We start from the raw sequence: 21,862 nt of genomic DNA, 5'->3' as shown, positions 1-21,862 counted from the left end.
CCATGCGTTCACTTTTCTTCGCCGCGCTGCTCGTGGTCAGCCTCGGCTGCGTCAGCGCCCCGGCCGCCGCACAGTCCGCGGGCAACCTCCCCGCTGAAACGCCTGGCCCACAGCCCACAGCCAACGCCACCGACACCACCCGTATCGACGGACAGACCGAAATCGTCGGCTTGGAGTACCTACCGAACGAGGACATCGCCCGCATCACCCTCCGGTCAAGCGCGGTCCAAACCGTGACGCTCTCCGACGCCGGCCGCTTCCAAGAGGGCGGGAAGATTCCCGTCCGTACGGTTGCCATGCGCTCGGACGACACCGCCACTATTGAAATTCCCGTCACCGAGAAGGACGGCTACGTTGGTGTCGCTATTTCCACGGAGAACACCCCACTGTACGCCGAAATCGTCCAGCAGCCCTCCGGTGGCGGCCTGGATATCCTTCGCGCACTATCGTCGTTGCAGGCGTGGCTCGCCGGGGCAGGTGTCGCGTTCGTCTGGATGATTATCGCCGGCTACAACGTGATCCGTAGCGAGAACGGCCGTCCGGAGGTGGCCTGATGCCTGCACCAACCTTCGCGGACAACCGCGACCGGCTCACCTATCTGCTGGCTGAGTACAAGCTACTCATCAGCGGGATGCTCGTCGGCGTGGTCGTACTGTTCGCCTACTACCAGCCACAGCTTCCAACCCTGCCAACGTGGATTCCCGCGGTGGCCGTCGGCTGGCTTGTTCTGGCGATTCCCTGCTATCTCGTCGGTGCGAAGATCGCCCGCTGGCTTCGTCGTCGTAACTGGGTCGAAGTCCATCACGTCAACGCTGTCGACGATACGACCGAAAAGTACTACGTCCCGCCAGAACTCTGGCGCGAGAAAGAAATCGACGGCCCAGACCCATACCCCGTCAACGGCGGATCTGCATGGGCTGTCCGTGAGTACGAGTATCTGGAAGATATTGACCAGCTTCGCGTCGAGGGTGTCTGGCTCGAAGGCTGTCAGGATACCCAGCTCATGACCAGTAAGAAGCAGATGCAGGATATCCATGGCTGGCTCATCGACCGTGCCGAGGAGCTGGCAGCGATTCGCGGCCGGTGGAGTCGTGGCAGTGTCGAGTTGCAAAAGAAGCTCGTCACCGCCGATGCCGAAGCCAACGAGCGCGGCCAGATGATCCAGAAGACAGCAGCGAAAGAGACCTTCGGAGACCTCATCGAAGACGGCGAAGATCCCGAAGACGCACCCACGATCCACGACCTCACCGACGCACCCGATCCCACCGCGGACGCCGCTGTGGGCTATGGGCAGGACGAACCGGCCGATCAGCAACCACAGGAGCCACGACTGAACGATGACTGACGACAGTGACCTATATACGCCCGCACAGTTCCGCGAGTATCAGGACGGCTACGGCCAGCGCGATCCCAACGAGGTACACCAACACGCCGGAATCGTTCGCGACGAGAAGCTATCCCGGTATCTCTCGATACTCGAAACTCACTACGATCCTCGACATTGTGATCGGCCAGAGAAGATGCCGGGACAGGCTAAGGATCTCTCCCATGTTCGGGAGATAGTCCGCATCGAGGGAACCGAAACGGCACGGCGAGCCATGGCCAATGGCGATATGCAGTCACTCAAGCACTTCACCGGTGATGCCGGCCAGCGGGCAGATATATCCGGTATCAAGGCTATCGACCAGCTCCGGGCACAGATGACCGGCCCCGCACCGATGTTCTACGAGTGGGCCGAACCCGGGACGGGGAAGTCGAACTTCGCCTGTTTGCTCGGCCAGCTCTGGAAGGAACAACACCCTTCGGACGCGCTGGTGGCTTCAAATATCCGCACGCTCGAGGAAACCGATGAGTGGACCGACTCAGACGGCGACCACCGGGACGGCTGGCTTGCCAACTACGGCGAGCTGAACGAGTGGCTGAAACAGGACGGCGATCCCATGCACAATGAGCAGGTTCCGAAGCTATTCATATTCGACGAGGCCAGCAGCAACGCTGGGGGAAGCGGGTCAGACGGCTACGAAACGAAGACGAAACTCGGGCCGCTCACGTACAAGATCCGCAAGTACGGCGGGTCACTCATCATCATCGGCCATGACGGCCGCGACGTTCACCCGTTGGTTCGGGAACTCGGTGTGTGCGTTCACAAGGAGGGCCTGAAAGAAGCGACCTTCTACGAAGACGTGCGGAATCGGAAGGGCGTCAACCCGATCTTCTCCGTGTCGGGTATCCCCGAAACGGACTGGCGATATGATGATAAGGAGCCGACTACGTGGTCGTGGTCGAGCGGCGAGGATAACAGTGACGAGGTGGACCCGGCGGACCTCTCACGGAAGCTCGCGATCTACACAGTCATCACAGCCAAGGAGTCTGAGCCGGACAGACCAAATCGTGAAATCGCCGATTTCGTCCCCTATAGCGCCGAATGGGTCCGACAGCGCTGGAACGAGTATCAGGACGACAGAAAGCACCGAAACGTGGTTGGTGAGGTGACGGAGCTAACCGCATGACTGCGGCGGGATTCGGCCAACCCAACAACAACCAACCCCCTGGCGTATCCCCTCTATTGGCCCATGGCGTGCGCTCGCGGTGCGAGCACGCGCGAGCCATGGGCAGCGGCGGCGAACAGGACGGAGGAGTATCTATATATGATGTACGCGAGGTGCGCAAATGAGCCGAAGCCACAAGGCAAATCACTACGGGACACTCGTCGAGCGCAAAGCCGCCGAGCGGTACAATCTCGAATTAGATCGGTGCAGCTGGCACGATGCAAAGCGCCTGGACGGGATGCCTATCGAAATTAAGGCCGCGATGCATCGTCATGCTGACGGCCAGCCGGGGACATTCAAACTCTACGACCAGTACCACGAGCAACTACGGAGTGCGAACGGCTGGTACGTCTTCGGCGTGTATCGGATATATGGCCTGGGAGTAAACGTGTTGGAATGGGAGATGAGGCATTCTTCACGGCTACCTGAACTGGACTGGCACGGCGGCGGTGATCACAGAGACGCACGACAGGCAAAGATACAATTTAGTCAGCTATTCGAGGATTTTCAATAGCCGATTTACCAGTTCGGAGCGTGACATAGAGAGAGCTTCGAACAGTTGTCTATCCAAACCATGCCAAACTTGCGTGCAACGATACAGCGCTCATATACGAAACAGCAAATTTCACGTATTAGAAGGAAATATTTATGTTTGTTCGTACTAATTATATAATTTTGCGTAGGAAATTTGTCTCGGTCATAATGGGGTACACCGACTTAGCCGGCGACCGCACACAGCCAGATATAAACAGGAAAGCTGGGTGAAGAGTTGGTTGTGTGTGGTAGAACCGGTCAGGTATCTACGATATATAATAAAAAGAGCTCTGGTCAGGGTGGCATAAAAAGTGAGATTTTTGTCCACAGATTTTGAGACCTATCTGAATGGCTCCTTTATTTATTTGAAAATCAGCGGAATATTTCAGGGGTCAGCCAGTTATCAACATCTTTAACAAAGGTTTTAAATTTCTCTTCAATTTTGTCGTCGATATCGTTCTCAACGAATGGTTCTGGGCCACAAATGATGACTCTCTTTGACTGGAATTGTTTCCTTAGTGGAAGATCAAGCTCTTCATTCTCAGGTGGGTCATACCACTCGATACTTGTGTCAGAGTCTTCCTTTTCCCATATTTCATTTTCAGCTCTTTTCCTTGTAACATATGTTGGTATAGATATGAAAATACTGGGGATATTGTATATTGAATCATAATGCTCTGGCACTAAGTCAGTGTATTCTGACAGTTCATCAGTCATCCCGTACCGTTCTAATAACGACTGCGTATAAATATCGCGTAGATGAGAGTCATCCATTAGTTCTTCCCAAAACAGCGATTCTAGTTTGGTTTGCTCATGGTATCTGTCCAGCATTTCCCAGACCAATATGAACAGCAGTTCTTTGAACACCAACCCGCCACCAGTCTTTTTAATTACTTTCCTCACCTCTCTAGCTGTTGTTTCATCAACTGGAGAGTTCGGGTCAATAATATTCTTAATCTCTTCATTTGCGGCTTCTAGCCGGTTCGGTTCGTTAGGGGAACCGTTTTCTGAAGGATACTCAATCTCGAAATCATGGATTGGTGTAAAAAATGAACCCCGGTAGACATCCTTTATTAATTCACGAGAAAAGAATGGTTCTCCCACATCCATGAAAAAATTTAGTAAGTCAGTATCAGTTAACAAAGCTATTTCGTCCATTATCTCGGCATCCACTCCACCCCGGGCGCCGTCAATATCGTAGTATTGTAAGAAGTGATACAATCCATGGGTCACCATCTCATCAACAGCAATCTTACTATCTGACTCATATACATCAGTATACAGGACTCTCCGTTCTTTCAGTAAGTCTTCAATCTGTCTTTTTTTACTCCCGGGCCAGCACAATCTTCGGAGTTCTAAGCCATCATCTGTCTCTACTGATTTAGTCTGGACCGTACCTATTAATTTTCTGAGGTTTGTCTCATCGGTAGGCAATCCATATTTCAAATTGTGTGAATCTCTAAATAAGTAGTCAAGTCGGTCGGCATCAATAGTCGAATCCATTATTTCCGAGAGATAATATTTATCACTATATTTTTTCCTCAGGCTATGGTTTTGCCGATCAACAAAAAATTCTAGAAGATTCTTAATTTCTTCCTCTTCACTCTCACTAAACCGATCCCCAAATATACTTGATAAGATGTCATCATTTTTTAATTGATGATACAAAAGATTCTTGTCCAATTTTTTGTTATTGAAAGAGATATTTCCGAAATAACTCTTCATGTGGCTTAGACTGTGTCCAAAAGGACCATGAAATCCATCATGGATATATGCGTAGGTGTATACTGCTTGCTTCTCAATGTCAGTTATTTCTTCACCACTTTCTTCGAGCGACTTAATGAACGCCTTCGCAATAGTGGTAGTACCGTGACTGTGAGCTAATCTTGTGTGAGATGCGCCCAAGTTCCTCCTCAGGTGGGTAGTACTTAATTGATTTATAAAATTTTGTCTTTTGAAAAAAGGATGTGCCACCTGATCACGGATGAATTCAGGGAACAGTTCAGGAACGAAGCTTGGCGCTTCAATGTTTGAGTCAGTCCAATATACTGGTGGATGAGATCTCCAAACTTCGTTTTGTTTCCTCAATATTGTTAGGATGTCATTTTTATCAAGATTATTTCTATCTATTTTCTTATAGTCGGTGAAAAGTTGTTCAGTTTTATCAACCTGTTCTGCGAGTTTACTAATTTTTTCATCTTTGGTCATTGTTTGGTCGGAGTGGTTCGTTGTTTAGTAATTCGTTTAATCGGCTCACAATCTGTTCTTGCTCCATAGTTGGGAACTCCTCTCCAACGAATTGAGAAACGTCCTCTTCAGTTAATCCTCGCTGTCCATAATCCCAGTACAATTGTTTTCGGAGATTTCTATTAGAAGAGATTTTATTATAACAATATTTTGCGGCTCTAGATTTTAGCCAATCAGAATTTTCAAACAAAATGACTGAGAGTATCGGTAAAAACATTAGTATCACAAGAACTGCTCGCGCGACGGCAGGGATCTGAACAGTTATATCAGCAAACACCGTGGCAAGTCCGAAAACCACGCTTATACTCCTATGAAATTCTTGATTTTCTTTAGCAATATTAGTCAGTCTGACTAACCCCTTGATCATGGCCGTTGGATAACTTATTGAACTGCTCATCCAATTCTTCTGGAGGGTCTGTTAGCATACCAGAGAGTTTACCGAATCCCAACAGTTCGATCTCTATATCACCGGAGTCGTTTCTGTGCAGGTCTATCTTCTCGGACCGATTAAGATGAGTCAGCTCACGTCGGATATCTCTTGAGTCGTATTCTCCATTCGAGTCATGAATGTCGAATAGTGTTATACTCCCCTTTTTTTGCACATTATTCATGTCTTTATACACTTTCTCCGCAGGTATGTCATTATGACCTTCTTTTTGTTCCACACGGCACAGATAGTTCAATAATATCCGATCACCTCGGACGAGTTCGTTGGGCATAGTATCACCTAATTGTTCGTCCGAATGATAAGTTCTAAAAACCTTCGATTTGTATCATGATTTATTAATTATTTATTTGTGTGTTTGTTAGCCTACATACCGCATGGACTTCCATGCGCCAAAGGTACCCATCGATAAAGTATCCAACAGAGCTTAGCATCTCAAAATCTTTGCGCACCCTTGAGAAGGGTGAGTTTCGCGCTCGCGACAGCAACACTGTGCTGTGTATTTTGACGATGTGGCCTTAGCCACACCTCTAAACGGAATCACAACCCCCCGGGTTTGATTCCGTTCAGGCGATGACCGGGCCACTGGCGCGGTTGAGCCCCGATCACGTCGGCAACCGTGCCGGACAGAGGGAGAAATCGGCAAAACCAGCGATGTTTTCGGGGTGCTGGACAGTGATGCCTCTCAACAGGCGGGCCGCTACCCGGTGGCGAGCCAGCGCCAGGCCGTCCCTCGCGAGCCGTCCGCGAGCTGCACCCGGGCCTGCCGGTAGCGCTCTTCGGGCATTCCGGCATCTTTCCACACCCGGAAGCCTTCGCGAATCGCCTTCCCGTGCTTCTCGATCTCCCCGAACCGCAGGGTCATCTGAGCCTCGCGAGCGTCGTTCACATCGACACCGTGACGAGCGGCCCATGCGATGAACGCGCTCATCGTATTCTCCAGCCCACGCTCGGCGGCTTCTGCGGCCTTCGCCGCGGTATCAACAGCGCGGCGGGTGGCTTCACGCGCCTCGTCAACAGCTGCGTGAACCATCTCCGCGACGTATTCCGACCGGAGCGACACGTCGGCATAGTCCGAGATCACCAAGTCTTCCATCTCTCGAAGCGCTCGCCGGACACTTTCGACATGACGGCCGTACTCGTCCGCTATATCCGACGGAGCAACCTGCCCACCGTCTGCCACCAACATCTCCAAGGCTTCCCACTGTACCGGCGAGAGCCCATCTGAAAGATGGCGCACGACGACACTCTCCTGTTTCTGCTCGACTCGGGTCAGGTCCAGCCCGGCCGGCTCGGGGCCGGAGTGGTTCACCTCCGGCTCGAAGTATGAATCTTCGACGAATGGGCCGGAACTCGACGGTGCGATATCGATACCCGCATCGGCCAGTACCGACAGCACAGTCTGGTCTAACTCCCGTTCCAGCGTCTCCAAGTCGCGCCACCGGACGGTCTCATCATCCACCAGCAGCGATGCTTGCAGAGATGAGCCGACTTTCGGGTGCGATAACGGGTGATCCTCGGGTACAGACAGCGCCTCACGGGCGTAGTAGTGTTTCACCTCCTTGGGGAGGTGATGGTCGGGGAATGCCTCTCGAATCCGCTTCGGGCCGAGTGTGGCCGTGTGGTAGTATCCTGGCAGGTTCCGACCGCGTTCATCGTCATCGTTCTGGACGATCTTCCGATAGCCGCAGCGGTCGGATTCTAACAGGTGACCCATCGCCGCAATCGGCCCATCGCGAGCATGGACTGGCCCACTGGCGTCCCGATGAACCCGGGCGTACTTCTCTGCGTCCTGCACGTTGCTGTAGGGATGTGGCTCCTCGAAGTACCGACCGGTGACGCCGACCTCAATGGCCGCTCGCTGCAGTAGCTCGGGATACCGGTGGAAATCGATATTCGAGCCTTTCACGCGGACGTTCACACCCTCGCCGAAACCATCCGGCACGGGGATCTCGATACGGCTTCCGTCGTCACGCTCACCCTGCATTCCGGGCCAGCGTGGAGCAACATGGGCCACGAAATCCTGCTGCCCGACCGAATCCTCATCGGGATGACGGGCGACCTTCAGCCGGTACTCACGCATATTCTGCAGCTGCCAGTCCGTTCCCTGTGGCGTCCGCTCACCGGGATGAACGATATTGCTGTCCTGATAGGAGAGGCGAACGACCCACTGCTCGCCGTCCTGCAGGAACTCGCCGCTCTTTGACCCCTCACCAGCCTTGACCTCACTGTCCAGTGCGAAAAACGGTGCAAGGCCGTCGCTATTGAACAGGAGATTGGCGTGGAGTTCGTGAGGGGCCAGCCCTATCGTTCGCATCGCCCCCCGTCGGTCTTGATAGCGGCCACCGCTCGCTCGATCTCGGCCTGACTCTCCGGAAGCGGTTGGAGATTCGTCCAGTCGAACTGAAGGGGTTCACCCGCCTCTACGTCGTACAGTTCTGAGGCGCGGACGAATGCAGTCACGCCGGAACCACCTCCAGTTTCTCGCGAGCACGACCGAGGAGGTTGCCCACAGTACCGGGTGAACGGCCAGTTTTGCGGGCGTACTCACGCGGCCCATACTGACCCATGCCCACAGCTTCGTACACCTCTCGCTCGGCATCAGTTAGTGGCGATAGGTCCGGTTCGTAATCGAAGAGCGAAGACTGTGGACTCACAGACTCTCACCCCCGTCAGTCCGGGCTTCCACTCGACCGCCCTGATTCCGCTGTGGCTGGTCTTCCGGGTCAGGGTAGTCGAGCTCTTTCCCAGCTGCAGTTCCCCGAGAGATACGGGGCATACAGTCACACGCCGGACAGCGGTGGGCGATATCATCGCCGTCGCCGAACGTCCGCCGGAAGTCACGCGAAACGTGTGCCCCGCAATGCTGGCAGTTCGACTTCTCGATGGTTGCGTTCTCGACAAGTCGATTACTCAAGAGAAATCACCCCCGCACGGGAATCGGCCAATTCCTTCGTGAAATCGCAAGACTGCACCCCGGATGATGCGTAACCGTTCGTGGTTCGATTTGATTTCGAGTTTATACGCAGATGGGTCTGCGAGTAATATTCCAGTAGAAGCGCATAGCAGTCGCTTTTCGGGATAGTTCGACAGGACGAGATACCGCTATGGACTCGCCGGGATTTGAACCCGGGGCCTCTTCCTTGCGAAGGAAGCGATCTGCCACTGATCTACGAGCCCGCGTGGTCTGCCACTCGAACGCGGAGTTATAAAAACCCTGCGCGTGAGAGCGGCCTTCGATAGCGATTCACACTGTCCCGGCCAGCGGTTCGGACGGGTGGCACACCGACGCTGTCGCGAAGCGACAGCCCTCGGGGATTAGTCCTCGAGGACGATCTCGATGGAGACGTCGTTGGGAACCTGGATGCGCATCAGCTGGCGCAGTGCTCGTTCGTCGGCGTCGATATCGATGAGCCGCTTGTGGACGCGCATCTCCCAGTGTTCCCACGTCGCAGTCCCCTCACCGTCGGGGGACTTGCGGCTGGGAACCTCCAGCGTCTTGGTTGGGAGCGGAACCGGACCGGAGAGTTCGACACCGGTCTTGTTCGCGATCTCCCGCACGTCGGCGCAGATGTCGTCGAGGTCCTCGGGGCTTGTGCCCGCGAGCCGAACGCGTGCCTGCTGGGACATACGTTATCGCTCGTTGACGCTGAGGACTTTGCCGGCGGCGATGGTCTGACCCATGTCGCGGATAGCGAACGAACCGAGCTCCGGAATCTCGGAGGACGGCTCGATGCTGAGTGGCTTCTGTGGGCGGACCGTCACGACGGCAGCGTCCCCGTTCTGGATGAAGTCGGGGTTCTCCTCGGCGACCTCGCCGGAGGACGGATCGATCTTCTTGTCGATGGATTCGACAGTACAGGCGACCTGTGCCGTGTGGGCGTGGAAGACCGGCGTGTACCCTTCCGTGATGACGGACGGGTGTTGCATCACGACGATCTGGGCCTGGAAGGTCTCGGCGACGGACGGCGGGTCGTCGGCCGGACCACAGACGTCACCGCGTCGGATGTCGTCCTTGCCGACGCCGCGGACGTTGAACCCGACGTTGTCACCGGGCTCGGCCTTCGGGACTTCCTCGTGGTGCATCTCGACAGTCTTCACTTCACCGGAGACGTCAGACGGCTGGAAGCTGACATTGTCGCCCGTGTTCAGGATACCTGTCTCGACACGGCCAACCGGGACCGTACCGATACCGGAGATTGTGTAGACGTCCTGGATCGGCAGTCGGAGCGGCGCGTCCGTCGGCGGCTCCGGTGCCGGCAGTTCGTTGAGCGCTTCGAGCAGGATTTCGCCGTCGTACCAGTCCGTGTGATCGGACTCGCTGGCGATGTTGTCGCCCTCGAAGGCGGAGACGGGGATGAATTTCGCGTTGTCGGGGTCGAAGCGGACCTGCGTGAGGAGGTCCTTGACCTCTTCAACGACCTGCTTGTACTCGGACTCGCCGTAGTCGACGAGGTCCATCTTGTTGACGGCAACGATGAGTTCGCCGATGCCCAGGGTGCGGGCCAGGAACACGTGCTCCTGGGTCTGCGGCTGGACACCGTCGTCGGCGGCGACGACCAGGACGGCGTTGTCGGCCTGGGACGCGCCGGTAATCATGTTCTTCACGAAGTCGCGGTGACCAGGACAGTCCACGATGGTGAAATCGTAGGCGTCAGTGCTGAACTCCTGGTGGGCGATGTCGATGGTGACACCACGCTCACGCTCTTCGGCGAGGTTGTCCATGACGTAGGCGAACTCGAAGCCGCCCTTGCCCTTCTCCTCGGCTTCTTCCTTGTGCTGTTCGATGACGTGCTCCGGTACCGATCCTGTCTCGTACAGGAGTCGGCCGACGAGCGTGCTCTTCCCGTGGTCGACGTGGCCGATAATGGCCAGGTTCTGGTGTTGTTCGTCGCTCATTGTTATCTCTCACGCGCAGAGGCGCTGTATCGGGTTTATTAGCTGGTGGTTCATAAAACGATTTCGAAAGCGTGTAAGCGTCAGGCCGTCGCTTTCTTGCGATTCGGCACGCCATGGCATGGTAGTGTGACACCTGATCGCTTGGTCAGGGGAACGACCGATACCGGCAGTCACGGCCGAGGTTGTGTCCTTCAGAGTGACAAGCGAGACTGGTGGCTGGGAAAGGCAGCGACTGCGAGAAACGACGGAGCCGCGTTAGAAATCCTGCTGCCCTGTTATAGTCGGCCGATATCAGCGAGTACCGCGCTCGCCGTCTCCGGACCGCCGGCACCACGACCGGAGATGTTGAGCTGGCCGGCGTGCTCGGTCTCCAGTTGGGCGATGTTCCGGGTTCCAGAGACAGCGAGCGGCGCGTTGTCCGGCACGAGCCGCGGGCCGACGCGGACGGAGCCCTCGACGACCTCGGCGATAAGCCGAACAGTCCGGCCGTCCGCCCGCGCGAGTTCGAGCGCGCTGCCTGAGATTTCCTGAATCCCCTCGACTTCGGCGTCGTCGAGCGTATACTCCGTTTCGTTGTCGGACAGGACGTTCGCGATGATGACGCCTTTCAGCGCCGCGTCAGTCCCGTCCACGTCGAAGGTCGGGTCAGCCTCGGCGACACCAAGGTCCTGCGCTTCCGCGAGGACGTGCTCGTAATCGAGCCCCTCAGTCGCCATCCGCGAGAGGATGAAGTTCGCAGTGCCGTTGAGCACGCCGCGAACGGCGGTGATGTGGCTTGGGTCGAAGTCATCGATAGTCGAAAGAATCGGCATCGCGCCGCCGACGGTCGCCTCGAACAGCACCGACCCCTCGCTCTCGCGTTCGAGCGCGCGAACGTCCGCGTACCGCTCTGCGACTGGGCCTTTGTTCGCCAGCACGGCGTGGCGGTCCCGTTCGAGCGCGGCCTGAACGTGGCTAAAGCCCGGTTCGGCGTCACCGAGCGTCGTCGGCGTCGCTTCGACGAGCACGTCGTACTCGGCCGAAAGCGCGTCCTCAGGTGCGTCGCTCCCGACGACGCCATCGGCTCGCTTCCGGTCGAGCACTTCGTCAGTGTCGATACCGGCGCTGTCGATGACGGCGCTGCTCGAATCGACGAACGCAGTAACCGAGTGGCCGTGATCGCTCGCCAGGTCGACGACGGCGGAGCCGACGGCGCCGGCTCCGATGACGGCGAGTCTCATGCGTCACCTCCCGCAGCAAGGGGTTCGATGACGTGGAGTCCCTTCTCGTCGGCGACGGTACGGATGGATCGCATCGCCTCGTCGACCGCCCCTTCTTCGGTCGCCAGTCGGATGCGCGCGCTGGAAGCATCATCCGTTCCCCCCGGTGCCGACAGCGAGAGGTCGGTCACGGTCGCGTCCGTCGATTCGTGAATCCGCGAGAGCGTGTCAGAGAGGTCGGTATTGACCAGGTGGCCGGTGAGAATAATCGTCAGCGCCTCGCTGTACTGCTCGGCCCCGGCCTGAATGACGTTGATGCCCGCGTCCCGGAGTGCGTCGACGATCCCGTCGAACCGCTCGGGGGTCGCCTCCAGATCGACCTCCACAGGGATATGACCCCGTGGGGTCACGTTCCCCCGCTCGTGGAAGATAGAGAGGAGGTTCCCGCCGTTCGTGGCGATGGGCTCGAGCGCCCGCAGCAGTTCGCCCGGTTCGTCGACCAGTTCCAGCCGAACTGTGTAGGACCGAACCTCGTCGGTCGAGTCGCTCATCGCCCGCTCACCTCCTGAGTATCTCGGCTCATTGTGGATGACTCAGCAGGGGCACGTATAAGAAACCGTTCGTTTGGTCTCAGGGCAGAAACCGGTCGTACAGGTCGTCGATCCACTCGTTGTACGCCTCGCCGCGAGGCGACCCCCAAGGGTTGCGGGAGAAGTAGTACATCGCTGCGAACATTCCCGCAAGCGTCAGCGCCAGCCCTGTTGGCAAGACGTAACTCCAGATGAACGTCGACGTGCCGGCGATGACAGCAGCTACGAGAAGGTCCACAATCTGATGCAGGCGGTCGCTCATACCGTGCTGTTCGGTGCTGGATGACCTAAGCGTGGGGCCTGCCTCCGTCGAGATAATCGCTTACAGGGAAACGCTACGTTTTTTTCGTACCGGTGAAGCGTGTCGTATGTGTACGCCCTCCAATCATCACCGATATCGATAGGTGCGGCGGTGTTCCTCGTCGGAGTCCTCGCTATCGTCGGAATCGTCCTCGGCGCACTCGGAAGCGCAATCGTACAGCGGCTCTCGAACCCCGTCGCCAGATATCGGCAGTTGTACCTCGGTCTCCTGTTCCCGTTCGCCCTCCTGTCGTACGCCGTCTTTCGGCTGGTCGGACTCGGCTACGCAGTGGTCGGTGGAGGGACTGGCGCAGTCGAAACGTTGCTGGCGACGGTCACCGAACTTCTCGCCGCAGGCGTCGTGGGACTGGTCGCCTACGCGCCGACCGTTCGTGGCGTCCGAAACGTCCGGGACATCGAACTCACGACCAGCCGGGCGCTCGTCCGGATGGGACGGTACGTCCTCGGGCTGTCCGTCTTTGCGACGGTCATCACCGCGCCGCTCGAGACCGGACTGTCGCCGGTCGTCCTGCTGGCCGTCGTCCCCGCGCTCATCGTCGCTGTTCTGGTCGCGGCTCCCTGGATTATCCCGCTAGTGCGGTCAGTCCGGATGCCGGCCGACTCGACAGCGGAGACGGTGCACTGTCTTCGAGAACGCGCGGGACTGACCGTCCGTGATGTTCGTATTCTCGACACGGAGCGGGAGGGAACCGCAGACGTGACCGTCCGTGGAGCCCCAGGCTACCGTCGCCTGTTCGTGACAAGTACGTTCCTCGACGTGTTCGACGACGAGACGGCGACGGCCCTGCTCGCGATCCAGGCCGGCCGCCAGACCGAACGGGTGCTTGCCAGGGTCGTCGGCGGCCTGCTCCTCGCGCTGGTCCCACTATTCGTAGCCCTGGCCGATATCGGCCCGCTGTGGCCTCTTGTCGGCGTGAGCTTCGGACTTATCGTCACAAGCCTGTGGATCACTCGCCGCGGTGTCCGGGCAGCCGACGACTACGCGGCCGAGCGCGTTGGCCCGGATACTGTCGCAGACGCCCTCGAACGGTACGCCGACGTCCACGGCATGGAGCCGTCCCGACGACGACTCGCGAACCCGTTCGGACGGTCGCCGCCGCTGGGGAACCGAATCGACCGGTTGCGGGCGCAAGCAGCAGCTGAATAGCGGAAAACGTGTCCAAGCGCAGCGAAATCTAACAGCGCGGAGCGGACAGGCATACCGCGCGCCGTCGGCGCGCGGTTTCCCGCGAATCGCGGATCGATTCGCGCCTTTTTCGCCCACGTTTTTCAAGGAGTGGTTCGAGCGCGCTCGGAGAGCGCGATCCGAACCCGACGCAGAAAAAGGTGGTCTAGAAGTAGTCGATCGCCGGGTTCAGTTCCTGCTTCATGCCCTTGCGCTCGCGGATCTCGCTGATCTTGTCGGGCTGGAGGTTGTCGGCAAGGACCTGGAAGCCGGCGTTCTCGGTGTTCCAGGAGGCACGGCCCTCGGTTGCGGAGCGGATGTCGGAGGAGAAGCCGATCATCTCGTCAACCGGGGCGACGCCTTCGACGACCATCAGGTCGCCTTCCTGGTACATGTCGTCGACGCGGCCACGGCGGCCCTGGATCTCACCGCTCGCAGCGCCCATGTGGTCGTTGGGCACGTCGATACGGACCTGCTGGATCGGCTCCAGCAGTTTGATACTGGCATCGATAAGTGCGTTGTGCACAGCCTCGCGGACGGCGGGGATAACCTGGGCCGGACCGCGGTGGATGGCGTCCTCGTGGAGGCGGGCGTCGTGGAGACGGATGAGCGACCCCTGGACCGGCTCGGCCGCGAGCGGACCGTCGTCGAGGGCTTCTTCGAGACCCTCGATGACCAGTTCCATCGTCTCGTTGAGGTGCTGGATACCCTTCGTCTCGTCAAGCAGGATGTTGGTCCCGTGGATGTGCTCGATGTTCTGGGAGTCGTCCTTGTCCATGCCGGCTTCCTGCAGCGCTTCACGGCGCTCCAGTTCGGGCATGTCCATCGACGCCTCGCCCATCTTGATCGTCTCGACGATGTCCTCGCCGAGCGGCTCGATGCTGATGTAGAAGCGGTTGTGGTTGTTCGGCGACCGACCTTCGACTTCGCGGCTGTTGTCCTGTGGGGCCTCGCGGTAGACGACGATCGGCTCACCGGTGTTGATCGGGATGCCCTGGTTGCGCTCGATACGCTGGCCGATGACTTCCAGGTGGAGTTCACCCTGGCCGGAGATGAGGTGCTCGCCGGTGTCCTCGTTAATTTCGACCTGAATGGTCGGGTCTTCCTTGGCGACCTGCTGGAGCGTCTCGATGAGCTTCGGCAGGTCGTCCATGTTCTGTGCCTCGACGGATTTCGTGATGACCGGCTCCGAGATGTGTTCGATGGACTCGAACGGCGTCATCTCCTCGCTGGAGACGGTGGAGCCAGCGATGGCGTCCTTGAGGCCCGTGACGGCGGCGATGTTCCCAGCGGGGACGCGGTCGACTTCCTCGCGCTCGCCACCCATGTAGATGCCGACGCTCTGGATGCGGTTCTTGCCCGCGGTCCCGGAGACGTACAGCTCCTGACCCTTCTCCAGCGTGCCGGAGAAGACACGGCCGGCGGCGATTTCGCCGGCGTGGGGGTCGACACCGATGTCGGTAACCATCAGGACGACTTCGCCGTCCTCGTTGACAAGACGCATGTCGTCGGCGAGCTGTGATTCGGCGTCACCACGCCAGATACGCGGAACGCGCATCGGCTGGGCGTCGACAGGGTTGGGGAAGTGCTCACACACCATGTCGAGCACCACGTCGGACAGCGGCGTGCGCTCGTGGAGTTCCTGGCGGTTGTCGTTGCGTTCGAGCTCCATGATTTCGCCGAAGTCCATGCCGGTCCGCTGCATCGACGGCATCGAGACGCCCCACTTGTACAGCGCGGAGCCGAAGCCGACGGTCCCTTCCTCGACGGAAACCGTCCAGTCTTCGATGTCGTCCATCTCCTCGGTCATGCCGCGGATGAGGTCGTTGACGTCCTGGATGACCGCGAGCAGGCGCTTCTGCATCTCCTCGGGCCCCTCCTGGAGCTCGGAGATGAGGCGGTCGACCTTGTTGATGAACAGCGTCGGCTTGACGCCCTCGCGGAGCGCCTGCCGGAGCACCGTCTCGGTCTGGGGCATCGCGCCCTCGACGGCGTCGACGACCACCAGCGCGCCGTCGACGGCACGCATCGCACGGGTCACGTCGCCACCGAAGTCGACGTGGCCAGGGGTGTCAATAAGGTTGATGAGGTGGTTCTGGTCCTCGTACTCGTGGGTCATCGAAACGTTAGCCGCGTCGATGGTGATCCCACGTTCCTGTTCGTCTTCCTCGGTGTCCATCGCCAGCTGTTCGCCGGCAGTGTCGTCGGAAATCATGCCGGCACCGGCCAGCAGATTGTCTGTCAGCGTCGTCTTTCCGTGATCGACGTGAGCAGCGATGGCGATGTTCCGGATGTGCTCCGGATCGTCCATCAGTGTCTCACATTCTTGGACGATTTTCTTACGTCGGCCCATTATACAGCATTCTATCAACAGCAGGGTCAAAAGGATAGTGTTTCACTACGGCCGTGACCGGTCGAAATTCGGCCGTTCGCGTGGCATGGTCTGGCATTCCGACCAGTCGAGAGCTAAAGGCGTATGCTCAGCGATTATAATTATTTGCAGGCGGATGAGTAATGATTGCAAAGGTATTAGCGCCAGCCAGCGGACGGGAGCGTATGACTCGGCGTCCACACCTCGACACGATTGCAGTCGATACCGAGACGGCGTCAGCAGCGGGGGATGTCACGCTCCCGATACACCTCTCGTCGACCTACGAACTGGCCGGGCTCGACACGGACCTGTCTCTAGAGGACATCGACCCCGGTGAGGGGGAGTTCCTCTACTCGCGGCTGTCGAACCCGACACGACATGGCCTCGAACAGGAGTTGGCCGCGCTCGAAGGCGGAGAACGGGCCTATGCCTTCAGTTCGGGGACGGCAGCCGTCGCAACAGCGGTGCTTTCGCTGGTCGAACCGGGCGACCACGTCGTCGCGTTCGACGACCTCTACGCGGGCACGCGACGGATGTTCGAAACGCTGTTTCGGGACCAACTCGGTGTCGACGTGGAGTTCGTCGACGCGACCGATGTCGACGCTGTAGCGGCCGCGATGACACCGGCAACAGAGCTAGTCTGGGTCGAGACCCCGACGAACCCGGGTATCAGACTGTGTGACATCGACGCGATTGCGGCCGTCGCTGCCGACTACGGCGCGATGGTCGGGGTCGACAACACCTTCGCGAGTCCGTACTTCCAGCAGCCGCTGTCGCTCGGTGCGGACCTCGCGGTCCACAGCACGACGAAGTACATCAACGGCCACAGCGATGCTGTCGGCGGCGCGCTGATTACCGACGACCCCGCGGTCGCCGAACGAGTAGAGTTCCGCCAGCAGATCGCGCTCGGGAATATGCTCGCCCCGTTCGACAGCTATCTCGTCTCGCGAGGCATCAAAACGCTGGGCGTCCGGATGACTCGCCACGAGAACAACGCCATGGCCCTTGCGCAGTACCTCGACGATCACGAACGCGTCGAAACGGTCCACTACCCAGGGTTAGAGAGCCACCCACAGCACGATCTGGCTTGCGAGCAGATGCAGGGCTTTGGCGGCGTGCTCTCGTTCGAACTGGCCGGGGATATGGCCGACGCCAAGCGCTTTCTCGAAGCGTTAGAGACGGTGACGCTGGCAGTCAGCCTCGGCGGCGTCGAAAGCCTGGCGGAACTCCCGGCGGCGATGACGCACGAACCGCTCTCACCGACGGCACGGGACGAACTCGGTATCTCCGAGACGCTCATCCGCCTTTCAGTCGGTATCGAGGACGTCGATGACCTCCGGGCCGACCTGGAGCGCGGTTTCGCGGCGCTTGAGTCCTGAGCGCTGCGTGCGAACGCTGCCCTCACCCGTGCATTAATAGCGCTGCGACCCATGATATGGTGACACATGGACGTGCACGTGCAGGGTGGGCCGGCCGAACCGTTTCTCGGGGCGAGGGACCTCTTCTCGACGGAACACGACCTGAAACGACCAGTGACTGTCCGGGTCCGGGAGGACCCCGACGAGCGTACCCGCGTCAGCCACAGCGACGACGCCCACAGGCTGACAATCTCCCGTCAAGCCGCGACGAGCGCAATGGCCCGCGAATTGGCGTTACACGAGTACGCTCACATGCACCACCACGAACGCGGGCATCCGTCACACACGCAGTCGACGCGGGAAGCCATCTACCTCGCGCTGGCGGGGCGCTCGGTCGAACAGCGAAAGCTCACGCACTGTTACCAGATCGCCAACCACATGAAAGACGTCTACGCCGACGATATCTGGATGCCGGTGGTGCCCGGCGACAAACTGGTGCCGTTTCTGGAAGCCAGCCTCGCGGCTGCCGTCGCCGACCGGCCCGGCGATCCGCCGACCGGGGGCCGCTCGACATCGCCGACCCGGATGCGCCATCCCAGCGAACCGGCCGCACGGCTGACGCCGGCTGCAGACCCGGACATCACGGCCGTCAACGCGGCGTTCGCCCTTGCGCTGTGTGAGCGCCACGATCTGGTCGGCTCGGACCACCGGCTGTACGACCTCGCACACGCCGCGGGCCAGGACGCCGAATCAGTCGATCTCGCTGAGTTCAAGCGCCACTTCGCAGCGCTCTCGCCTGAGCCGGACGAATCCGAGTTCCGGAAGGCGCTCGTGGACGTGACGCGCGCGTACGCCGGCGACGGCGGCCGCGCGGCAGACTGAACCCGGTGTCCCGGGAGACCGGATCGCTGTCGGTCGGTGCTATCGCACGTAGGTAACGGCGTCGCCCCCATCGGCTGGCGGCTTCGCTCACACGCGACCACGAAGTCACCGCCAGAACTGTTTTTGCAGTGACTTGTGAATCGGTCGATATGAGCGAGGCGCTTCGTGGCCGACACCTCGACAGGGAGACCGATGTCGTCGGCGAACAGATTCGGGTGTTACACGTCGACGACGACCCTGACTTCGTGGCCGTCGCGGCGGATTCCCTGGAGGCCGCGGACGACCGGATCTCCGTCGAAACCGCGACCAGCGCGCGGGACGGACTCGACCGGGTCGCCGAAAACGGGTTCGACGCTGTCGTCTCCGACTACGATATGCCGAAAATGAACGGCATCGAACTGCTCGATGCGATTCGGGAGACGAACCCGGATCTGCCGTTCATTTTGTTCACCGGCAAGGGTAGCGAGGAGGTAGCCAGCGAAGCTATCTCGATGGGGGTGACCGACTATTTACAGAAGTCGTTCGGTGTCGAGGTGTACGAACTGCTGGCCAATCGCATCGAAAACGCGGTCTCCGAGTACCGTGCGAGGCGACAGGCCGCCGAGTCGGAGCGCCGTGTCCGTGAACTCACGGAGGCGACCAACGATATCATCTGGGAGTTCACAGCCGACCTGAGCGAAGTGCTCGTGATTAACTCCGCCTACGAGGACATCTGGGGGCGGTCAGTTGCCAAGCTCCGTGACAACCCGTATGACTTCCTGAACGGCATCCACCCCGAGGACCGCGAACGAATGAAAGACGCGATGCGGTGTCTCATGAACGGCGAATCGGCCGACGCCGAGTGCCGAGTTAACGCCGAAGAAGAGTATCAGCGCTGGGTCTGGATACAGGGCGAGCCCATCACGAACGATGCTGGCGAGACGGTTCGCGTGGCCGGGTTCGCCCGCGACGTGACCGAGCGACGGAACCGCGAACGCGAACTCGAAGCCACGAAGAACCAACTCGCGGAGCACAACCAGACGCTCCGGCGACTCTACGAGATCAGCGCCGACCCCGACGCCTCGTTCGATGAGAAGATCCAGGCGGTCCTGGACTTGGGCCGGGAGCGGCTGGGGACCGCTGGTGCGTTTCTCTCATCGGATGATACTGACCGTGACGAGTTCACTGTCTGCTATGCAAGCGGGAGCGATGAACGGCTCAAGCCGGGGACCGTCACGCCGCTGTCGGAGTCGTACTGCCGGAAGATGATCGACGTAGGGAGCGTCATGGCAATCGCGGAAGCGTCCGAAGAGGGATGGGACTCAGATCCAGCGTACGACCGATGGGAGTACGAGACGTACATTAGCAGCGAGGTCCGTGTCCGTAACGCGCATTCGGGGACGCTCTGTTTCGTCGACCGCTCCCCCCGTGAGACCCCTTTCACCGAGGATGAGAAGACGTTCGTCCATCTCGCGGCACAGTGGGTGGGTTACGAACTCGAACGCCAGCAGCGTGAGGAGCGCCTCGAACGGTACAAGGAGTACACCGACGACATGCTGGACGCCATCGACGACGTGTTCTACGTCCTCGACAGCGACGGTCGCTTCCGGCGCTGGAACGAGAGCCTGCTGAACGTGACCGGCTACTCGGCCGCCGACGTGGCCGGGACCCACGGGGCCGAGTTCTTCCCTGAGGAACATCATGACCTCGTTCTGGCCGCGATTGAATCGGTGTTCGAGGGTGGCACCACCCGCGTAGAGGCACCGTTTATTACGAAATCCGGAGAGTTGATTCCGCACGAGTTCACGGCGACCCGCGTCGAGGACCCCGATGGGAATCCGATGCTGGCCGGCATCGGTCGGGACATCACCGAGCGGAAAGCACGCGAGCAGGAGCTTACGCGGACGAAGGAGCTCCTCGACCAAGCCCAGCGGATCGCAAGCGTCGGCGGGTGGGAGATAGAGGTGACCACCGATCCGCCGGAAATGACGGTGACAAGCGAGTTCTACCGGCTACACGGGCTGACGCCCGACGACGAACTGAGCGTCGAATCCATCGTCGACCTGTACCACCCCGATGACAGGGGAACGGTCATGACGGAGTTCCAGCGGGCGATAGAAACGGCCGAGGGGTACGACATGGAAGTGCGTATCGGCGACGACGACAACTACCGGTGGGTCCGCGCACTGTGTGAACCGGTCACCGATAACGGCGACGTTGTCAAACTCCGGGGGTCGATCCAGGACATCACCGACCGAAAGCTCCGGGAGCGCGAACTGGAGGAGGCACGCGAGCGGATGGAGCTCGCGCTAAAGGCCACCAACGCGGTCGTCTGGGACCGCAAGTTCGAGTCCGGCGACCTGTCGTACTACCCCGGATCCGAGACGCTGTACGGCACTGATGTCGAGTCGCTGGACGAGTTTTTACCGCTGGTCCATCCCGAGGACCAGCCGGACGTCGCGGCCCGCATCGAATCGGCGACCGAGACCGGTACGTACGAAGCCGAGTTCCGGATCATCCGCGATGGCGAGGTCCGCTGGATGGAAGCGAAGGGCCGCGTCGAATCTGACAGCGACGGGACACCGGACCGCGCAATCGGTATCGACCGTGACATCACCGAACGCAAGCGCCGCGAACAGGAACTGGAGGAAACGAACGAACGCCTTGAAGAGTTCACTAGCATCGTCAGCCACGACCTCAGGAACCCGCTATCCGTCGCCGAAGGGCGCATCGAACTGGCCCAGCAGGAGTACGACAGCGAACACCTCGACAGCGCCAGCGACGCACTCGCTCGGATGCGGACCCTCATCGATGACCTGCTCGCGGCCGCACGCGACGAGCAGTCGGCGGTTGACGCTGGCGTAGTTGCGCTCACGGACACAGCTGAACAGTGCTGGCACAACGTAGAAACCAGCGACGCCGAACTCACCGTTGAGACGGACGCCGTCGTTCGTGCCGACAGGAGCCGCTTGGAACAACTGCTCGAGAACCTGTTCAGCAACAGCGTCGGACACGGCGGTGACGACGTGACAGTCACCATCGGGGAGCTTGACGATGGCTTCTATGTCAAGGACGACGGCGAGGGTATCGACGGGGAAAACCGGTCGCGCGTGTTCGAAACGGGATACTCGACATCGGACGCCGGGACGGGGTTCGGGCTCTGGATCGTCGCGGAGATCGCCGACGCACACGACTGGACGGTGACTATCGACGAGGGGAGCGAGGGCGGCGCACGGTTCGAGATTACCGGTGTCGATATCGTGGAGTGACAGACCGGCGCGTATGCGTTCTGGCCCGTAGTTGGCCGCCGAAGACCAATTCAA

20 protein-coding genes and 1 tRNA gene are annotated in these 21,862 nt (G+C 59.3%); 8 read left to right on the top strand and 13 right to left on the bottom strand.

The window, feature by feature from the left end; genetic code table 11:
- Positions 1-2: 2 nt before the first annotated feature.
- The 4 genes from C444_RS02495 to C444_RS02480 all read left to right on the top strand — a co-directional run bounded on the left by C444_RS02495 (position 3) and on the right by C444_RS02480 (position 3,063).
- Complete coding sequence (locus C444_RS02495; protein ID WP_004590707.1) at positions 3-554, top strand: hypothetical protein; 552 nt, start codon at positions 3-5, stop codon at positions 552-554.
- Positions 554-1,345 (top strand): hypothetical protein, encoded by a 792-nt coding sequence (locus tag C444_RS02490; protein WP_004590706.1) that lies wholly within the window; start codon positions 554-556, stop codon positions 1,343-1,345. The genes C444_RS02495 and C444_RS02490 overlap by 1 nt, the downstream gene beginning before the upstream one ends.
- Positions 1,338-2,510 carry a hypothetical protein gene (locus C444_RS02485; RefSeq protein WP_004590705.1) on the top strand — a complete coding sequence of 391 codons (1,173 nt, stop codon included), beginning with the start codon at positions 1,338-1,340 and terminating at the stop codon, positions 2,508-2,510. Before C444_RS02490 ends, C444_RS02485 begins: the two co-directional genes overlap by 8 nt.
- 160 nt (positions 2,511-2,670) lie before the next feature.
- Positions 2,671-3,063 carry a hypothetical protein gene (locus C444_RS02480; protein WP_004590704.1) on the top strand — a complete coding sequence of 131 codons (393 nt, stop codon included), beginning with the start codon at positions 2,671-2,673 and terminating at the stop codon, positions 3,061-3,063.
- A gap of 392 nt (positions 3,064-3,455) precedes the next feature.
- On the opposite strand, the gene C444_RS02475 is transcribed toward C444_RS02480, so the two are convergent.
- The 12 genes from C444_RS02475 to C444_RS02435 form a co-directional block, all read right to left on the bottom strand.
- The gene (locus C444_RS02475; protein ID WP_152420760.1) at positions 3,456-5,291 is read right to left on the bottom strand and encodes an HD domain-containing protein; all 1,836 of its coding nucleotides are present in this window, start codon (positions 5,289-5,291) and stop codon (positions 3,456-3,458) included.
- Positions 5,292-5,668: 377 nt separating this feature from the next.
- Positions 5,669-6,049 carry a hypothetical protein gene (locus C444_RS02470; protein ID WP_004590702.1) on the bottom strand — a complete coding sequence of 127 codons (381 nt, stop codon included), beginning with the start codon at positions 6,047-6,049 and terminating at the stop codon, positions 5,669-5,671.
- A gap of 426 nt (positions 6,050-6,475) precedes the next feature.
- The gene (locus C444_RS02465; protein WP_004590701.1) at positions 6,476-8,092 is read right to left on the bottom strand and encodes a DUF7845 domain-containing protein; all 1,617 of its coding nucleotides are present in this window, start codon (positions 8,090-8,092) and stop codon (positions 6,476-6,478) included.
- Positions 8,080-8,238 carry a hypothetical protein gene (locus tag C444_RS22160; RefSeq protein WP_004590700.1) on the bottom strand — a complete coding sequence of 53 codons (159 nt, stop codon included), beginning with the start codon at positions 8,236-8,238 and terminating at the stop codon, positions 8,080-8,082. The genes C444_RS02465 and C444_RS22160 overlap by 13 nt, the downstream gene beginning before the upstream one ends.
- A complete protein-coding gene (locus C444_RS20975; RefSeq protein ID WP_004590699.1) occupies positions 8,235-8,432 on the bottom strand; it encodes a helix-turn-helix transcriptional regulator in 198 nt (65 codons plus the stop codon). The genes C444_RS22160 and C444_RS20975 overlap by 4 nt, the downstream gene beginning before the upstream one ends.
- Positions 8,429-8,692 (bottom strand): DUF7563 family protein, encoded by a 264-nt coding sequence (locus C444_RS20970; protein WP_004590698.1) that lies wholly within the window; start codon positions 8,690-8,692, stop codon positions 8,429-8,431. The genes C444_RS20975 and C444_RS20970 overlap by 4 nt, the downstream gene beginning before the upstream one ends.
- Positions 8,693-8,883: 191 nt before the next feature.
- Positions 8,884-8,955, bottom strand: a tRNA-Ala gene (locus C444_RS02460).
- Between the two features lie 138 nt (positions 8,956-9,093).
- The gene (gene rpsJ, locus C444_RS02455; protein WP_004590697.1) at positions 9,094-9,405 is read right to left on the bottom strand and encodes a 30S ribosomal protein S10; all 312 of its coding nucleotides are present in this window, start codon (positions 9,403-9,405) and stop codon (positions 9,094-9,096) included.
- A gap of 3 nt (positions 9,406-9,408) precedes the next feature.
- Positions 9,409-10,674 carry a translation elongation factor EF-1 subunit alpha gene (gene tuf / locus C444_RS02450; RefSeq protein WP_004590696.1) on the bottom strand — a complete coding sequence of 422 codons (1,266 nt, stop codon included), beginning with the start codon at positions 10,672-10,674 and terminating at the stop codon, positions 9,409-9,411.
- Positions 10,675-10,949: 275 nt separating this feature from the next.
- Complete coding sequence (locus tag C444_RS02445; RefSeq protein WP_004590695.1) at positions 10,950-11,894, bottom strand: homoserine dehydrogenase; 945 nt, start codon at positions 11,892-11,894, stop codon at positions 10,950-10,952.
- Entirely contained in the window at positions 11,891-12,424 is a 534-nt protein-coding gene (locus tag C444_RS02440; protein ID WP_004590694.1) for a hypothetical protein, read from the bottom strand. Before C444_RS02440 ends, C444_RS02445 begins: the two co-directional genes overlap by 4 nt.
- A gap of 79 nt (positions 12,425-12,503) precedes the next feature.
- Positions 12,504-12,725, bottom strand: coding sequence for a hypothetical protein (locus tag C444_RS02435; protein WP_004590693.1), 222 nt, complete (start codon positions 12,723-12,725; stop codon positions 12,504-12,506).
- Positions 12,726-12,833: 108 nt separating this feature from the next.
- On the opposite strand from C444_RS02435, the gene C444_RS02430 reads away from it, so the two are divergent.
- Positions 12,834-13,931, top strand: coding sequence for a peptidase (locus tag C444_RS02430; RefSeq protein WP_239641252.1), 1,098 nt, complete (start codon positions 12,834-12,836; stop codon positions 13,929-13,931).
- A gap of 184 nt (positions 13,932-14,115) precedes the next feature.
- Here the strand turns inward: C444_RS02430 and C444_RS02425 are convergent, their stop codons facing one another.
- The gene (locus C444_RS02425; RefSeq protein WP_004590691.1) at positions 14,116-16,302 is read right to left on the bottom strand and encodes an elongation factor EF-2; all 2,187 of its coding nucleotides are present in this window, start codon (positions 16,300-16,302) and stop codon (positions 14,116-14,118) included.
- Between the two features lie 203 nt (positions 16,303-16,505).
- On the opposite strand from C444_RS02425, the gene C444_RS02420 reads away from it, so the two are divergent.
- The 3 genes from C444_RS02420 to C444_RS02410 all read left to right on the top strand — a co-directional run bounded on the left by C444_RS02420 (position 16,506) and on the right by C444_RS02410 (position 21,808).
- Complete coding sequence (locus tag C444_RS02420; protein WP_004590690.1) at positions 16,506-17,699, top strand: trans-sulfuration enzyme family protein; 1,194 nt, start codon at positions 16,506-16,508, stop codon at positions 17,697-17,699.
- Positions 17,700-17,765: 66 nt separating this feature from the next.
- Complete coding sequence (locus C444_RS02415) at positions 17,766-18,560, top strand: DUF5781 family protein (protein WP_004590689.1); 795 nt, start codon at positions 17,766-17,768, stop codon at positions 18,558-18,560.
- Positions 18,561-18,709: 149 nt separating this feature from the next.
- Entirely contained in the window at positions 18,710-21,808 is a 3,099-nt protein-coding gene (locus C444_RS02410) for a hybrid sensor histidine kinase/response regulator (RefSeq protein WP_004590688.1), read from the top strand.
- Positions 21,809-21,862: the final 54 nt, after the last annotated feature.

This window comes from Haloarcula japonica DSM 6131 (assembly GCF_000336635.1).
In the GTDB taxonomy this organism is placed as follows: domain Archaea; phylum Halobacteriota; class Halobacteria; order Halobacteriales; family Haloarculaceae; genus Haloarcula; species Haloarcula japonica.
This window is presented reverse-complemented; position numbering and strand designations above follow the sequence as displayed.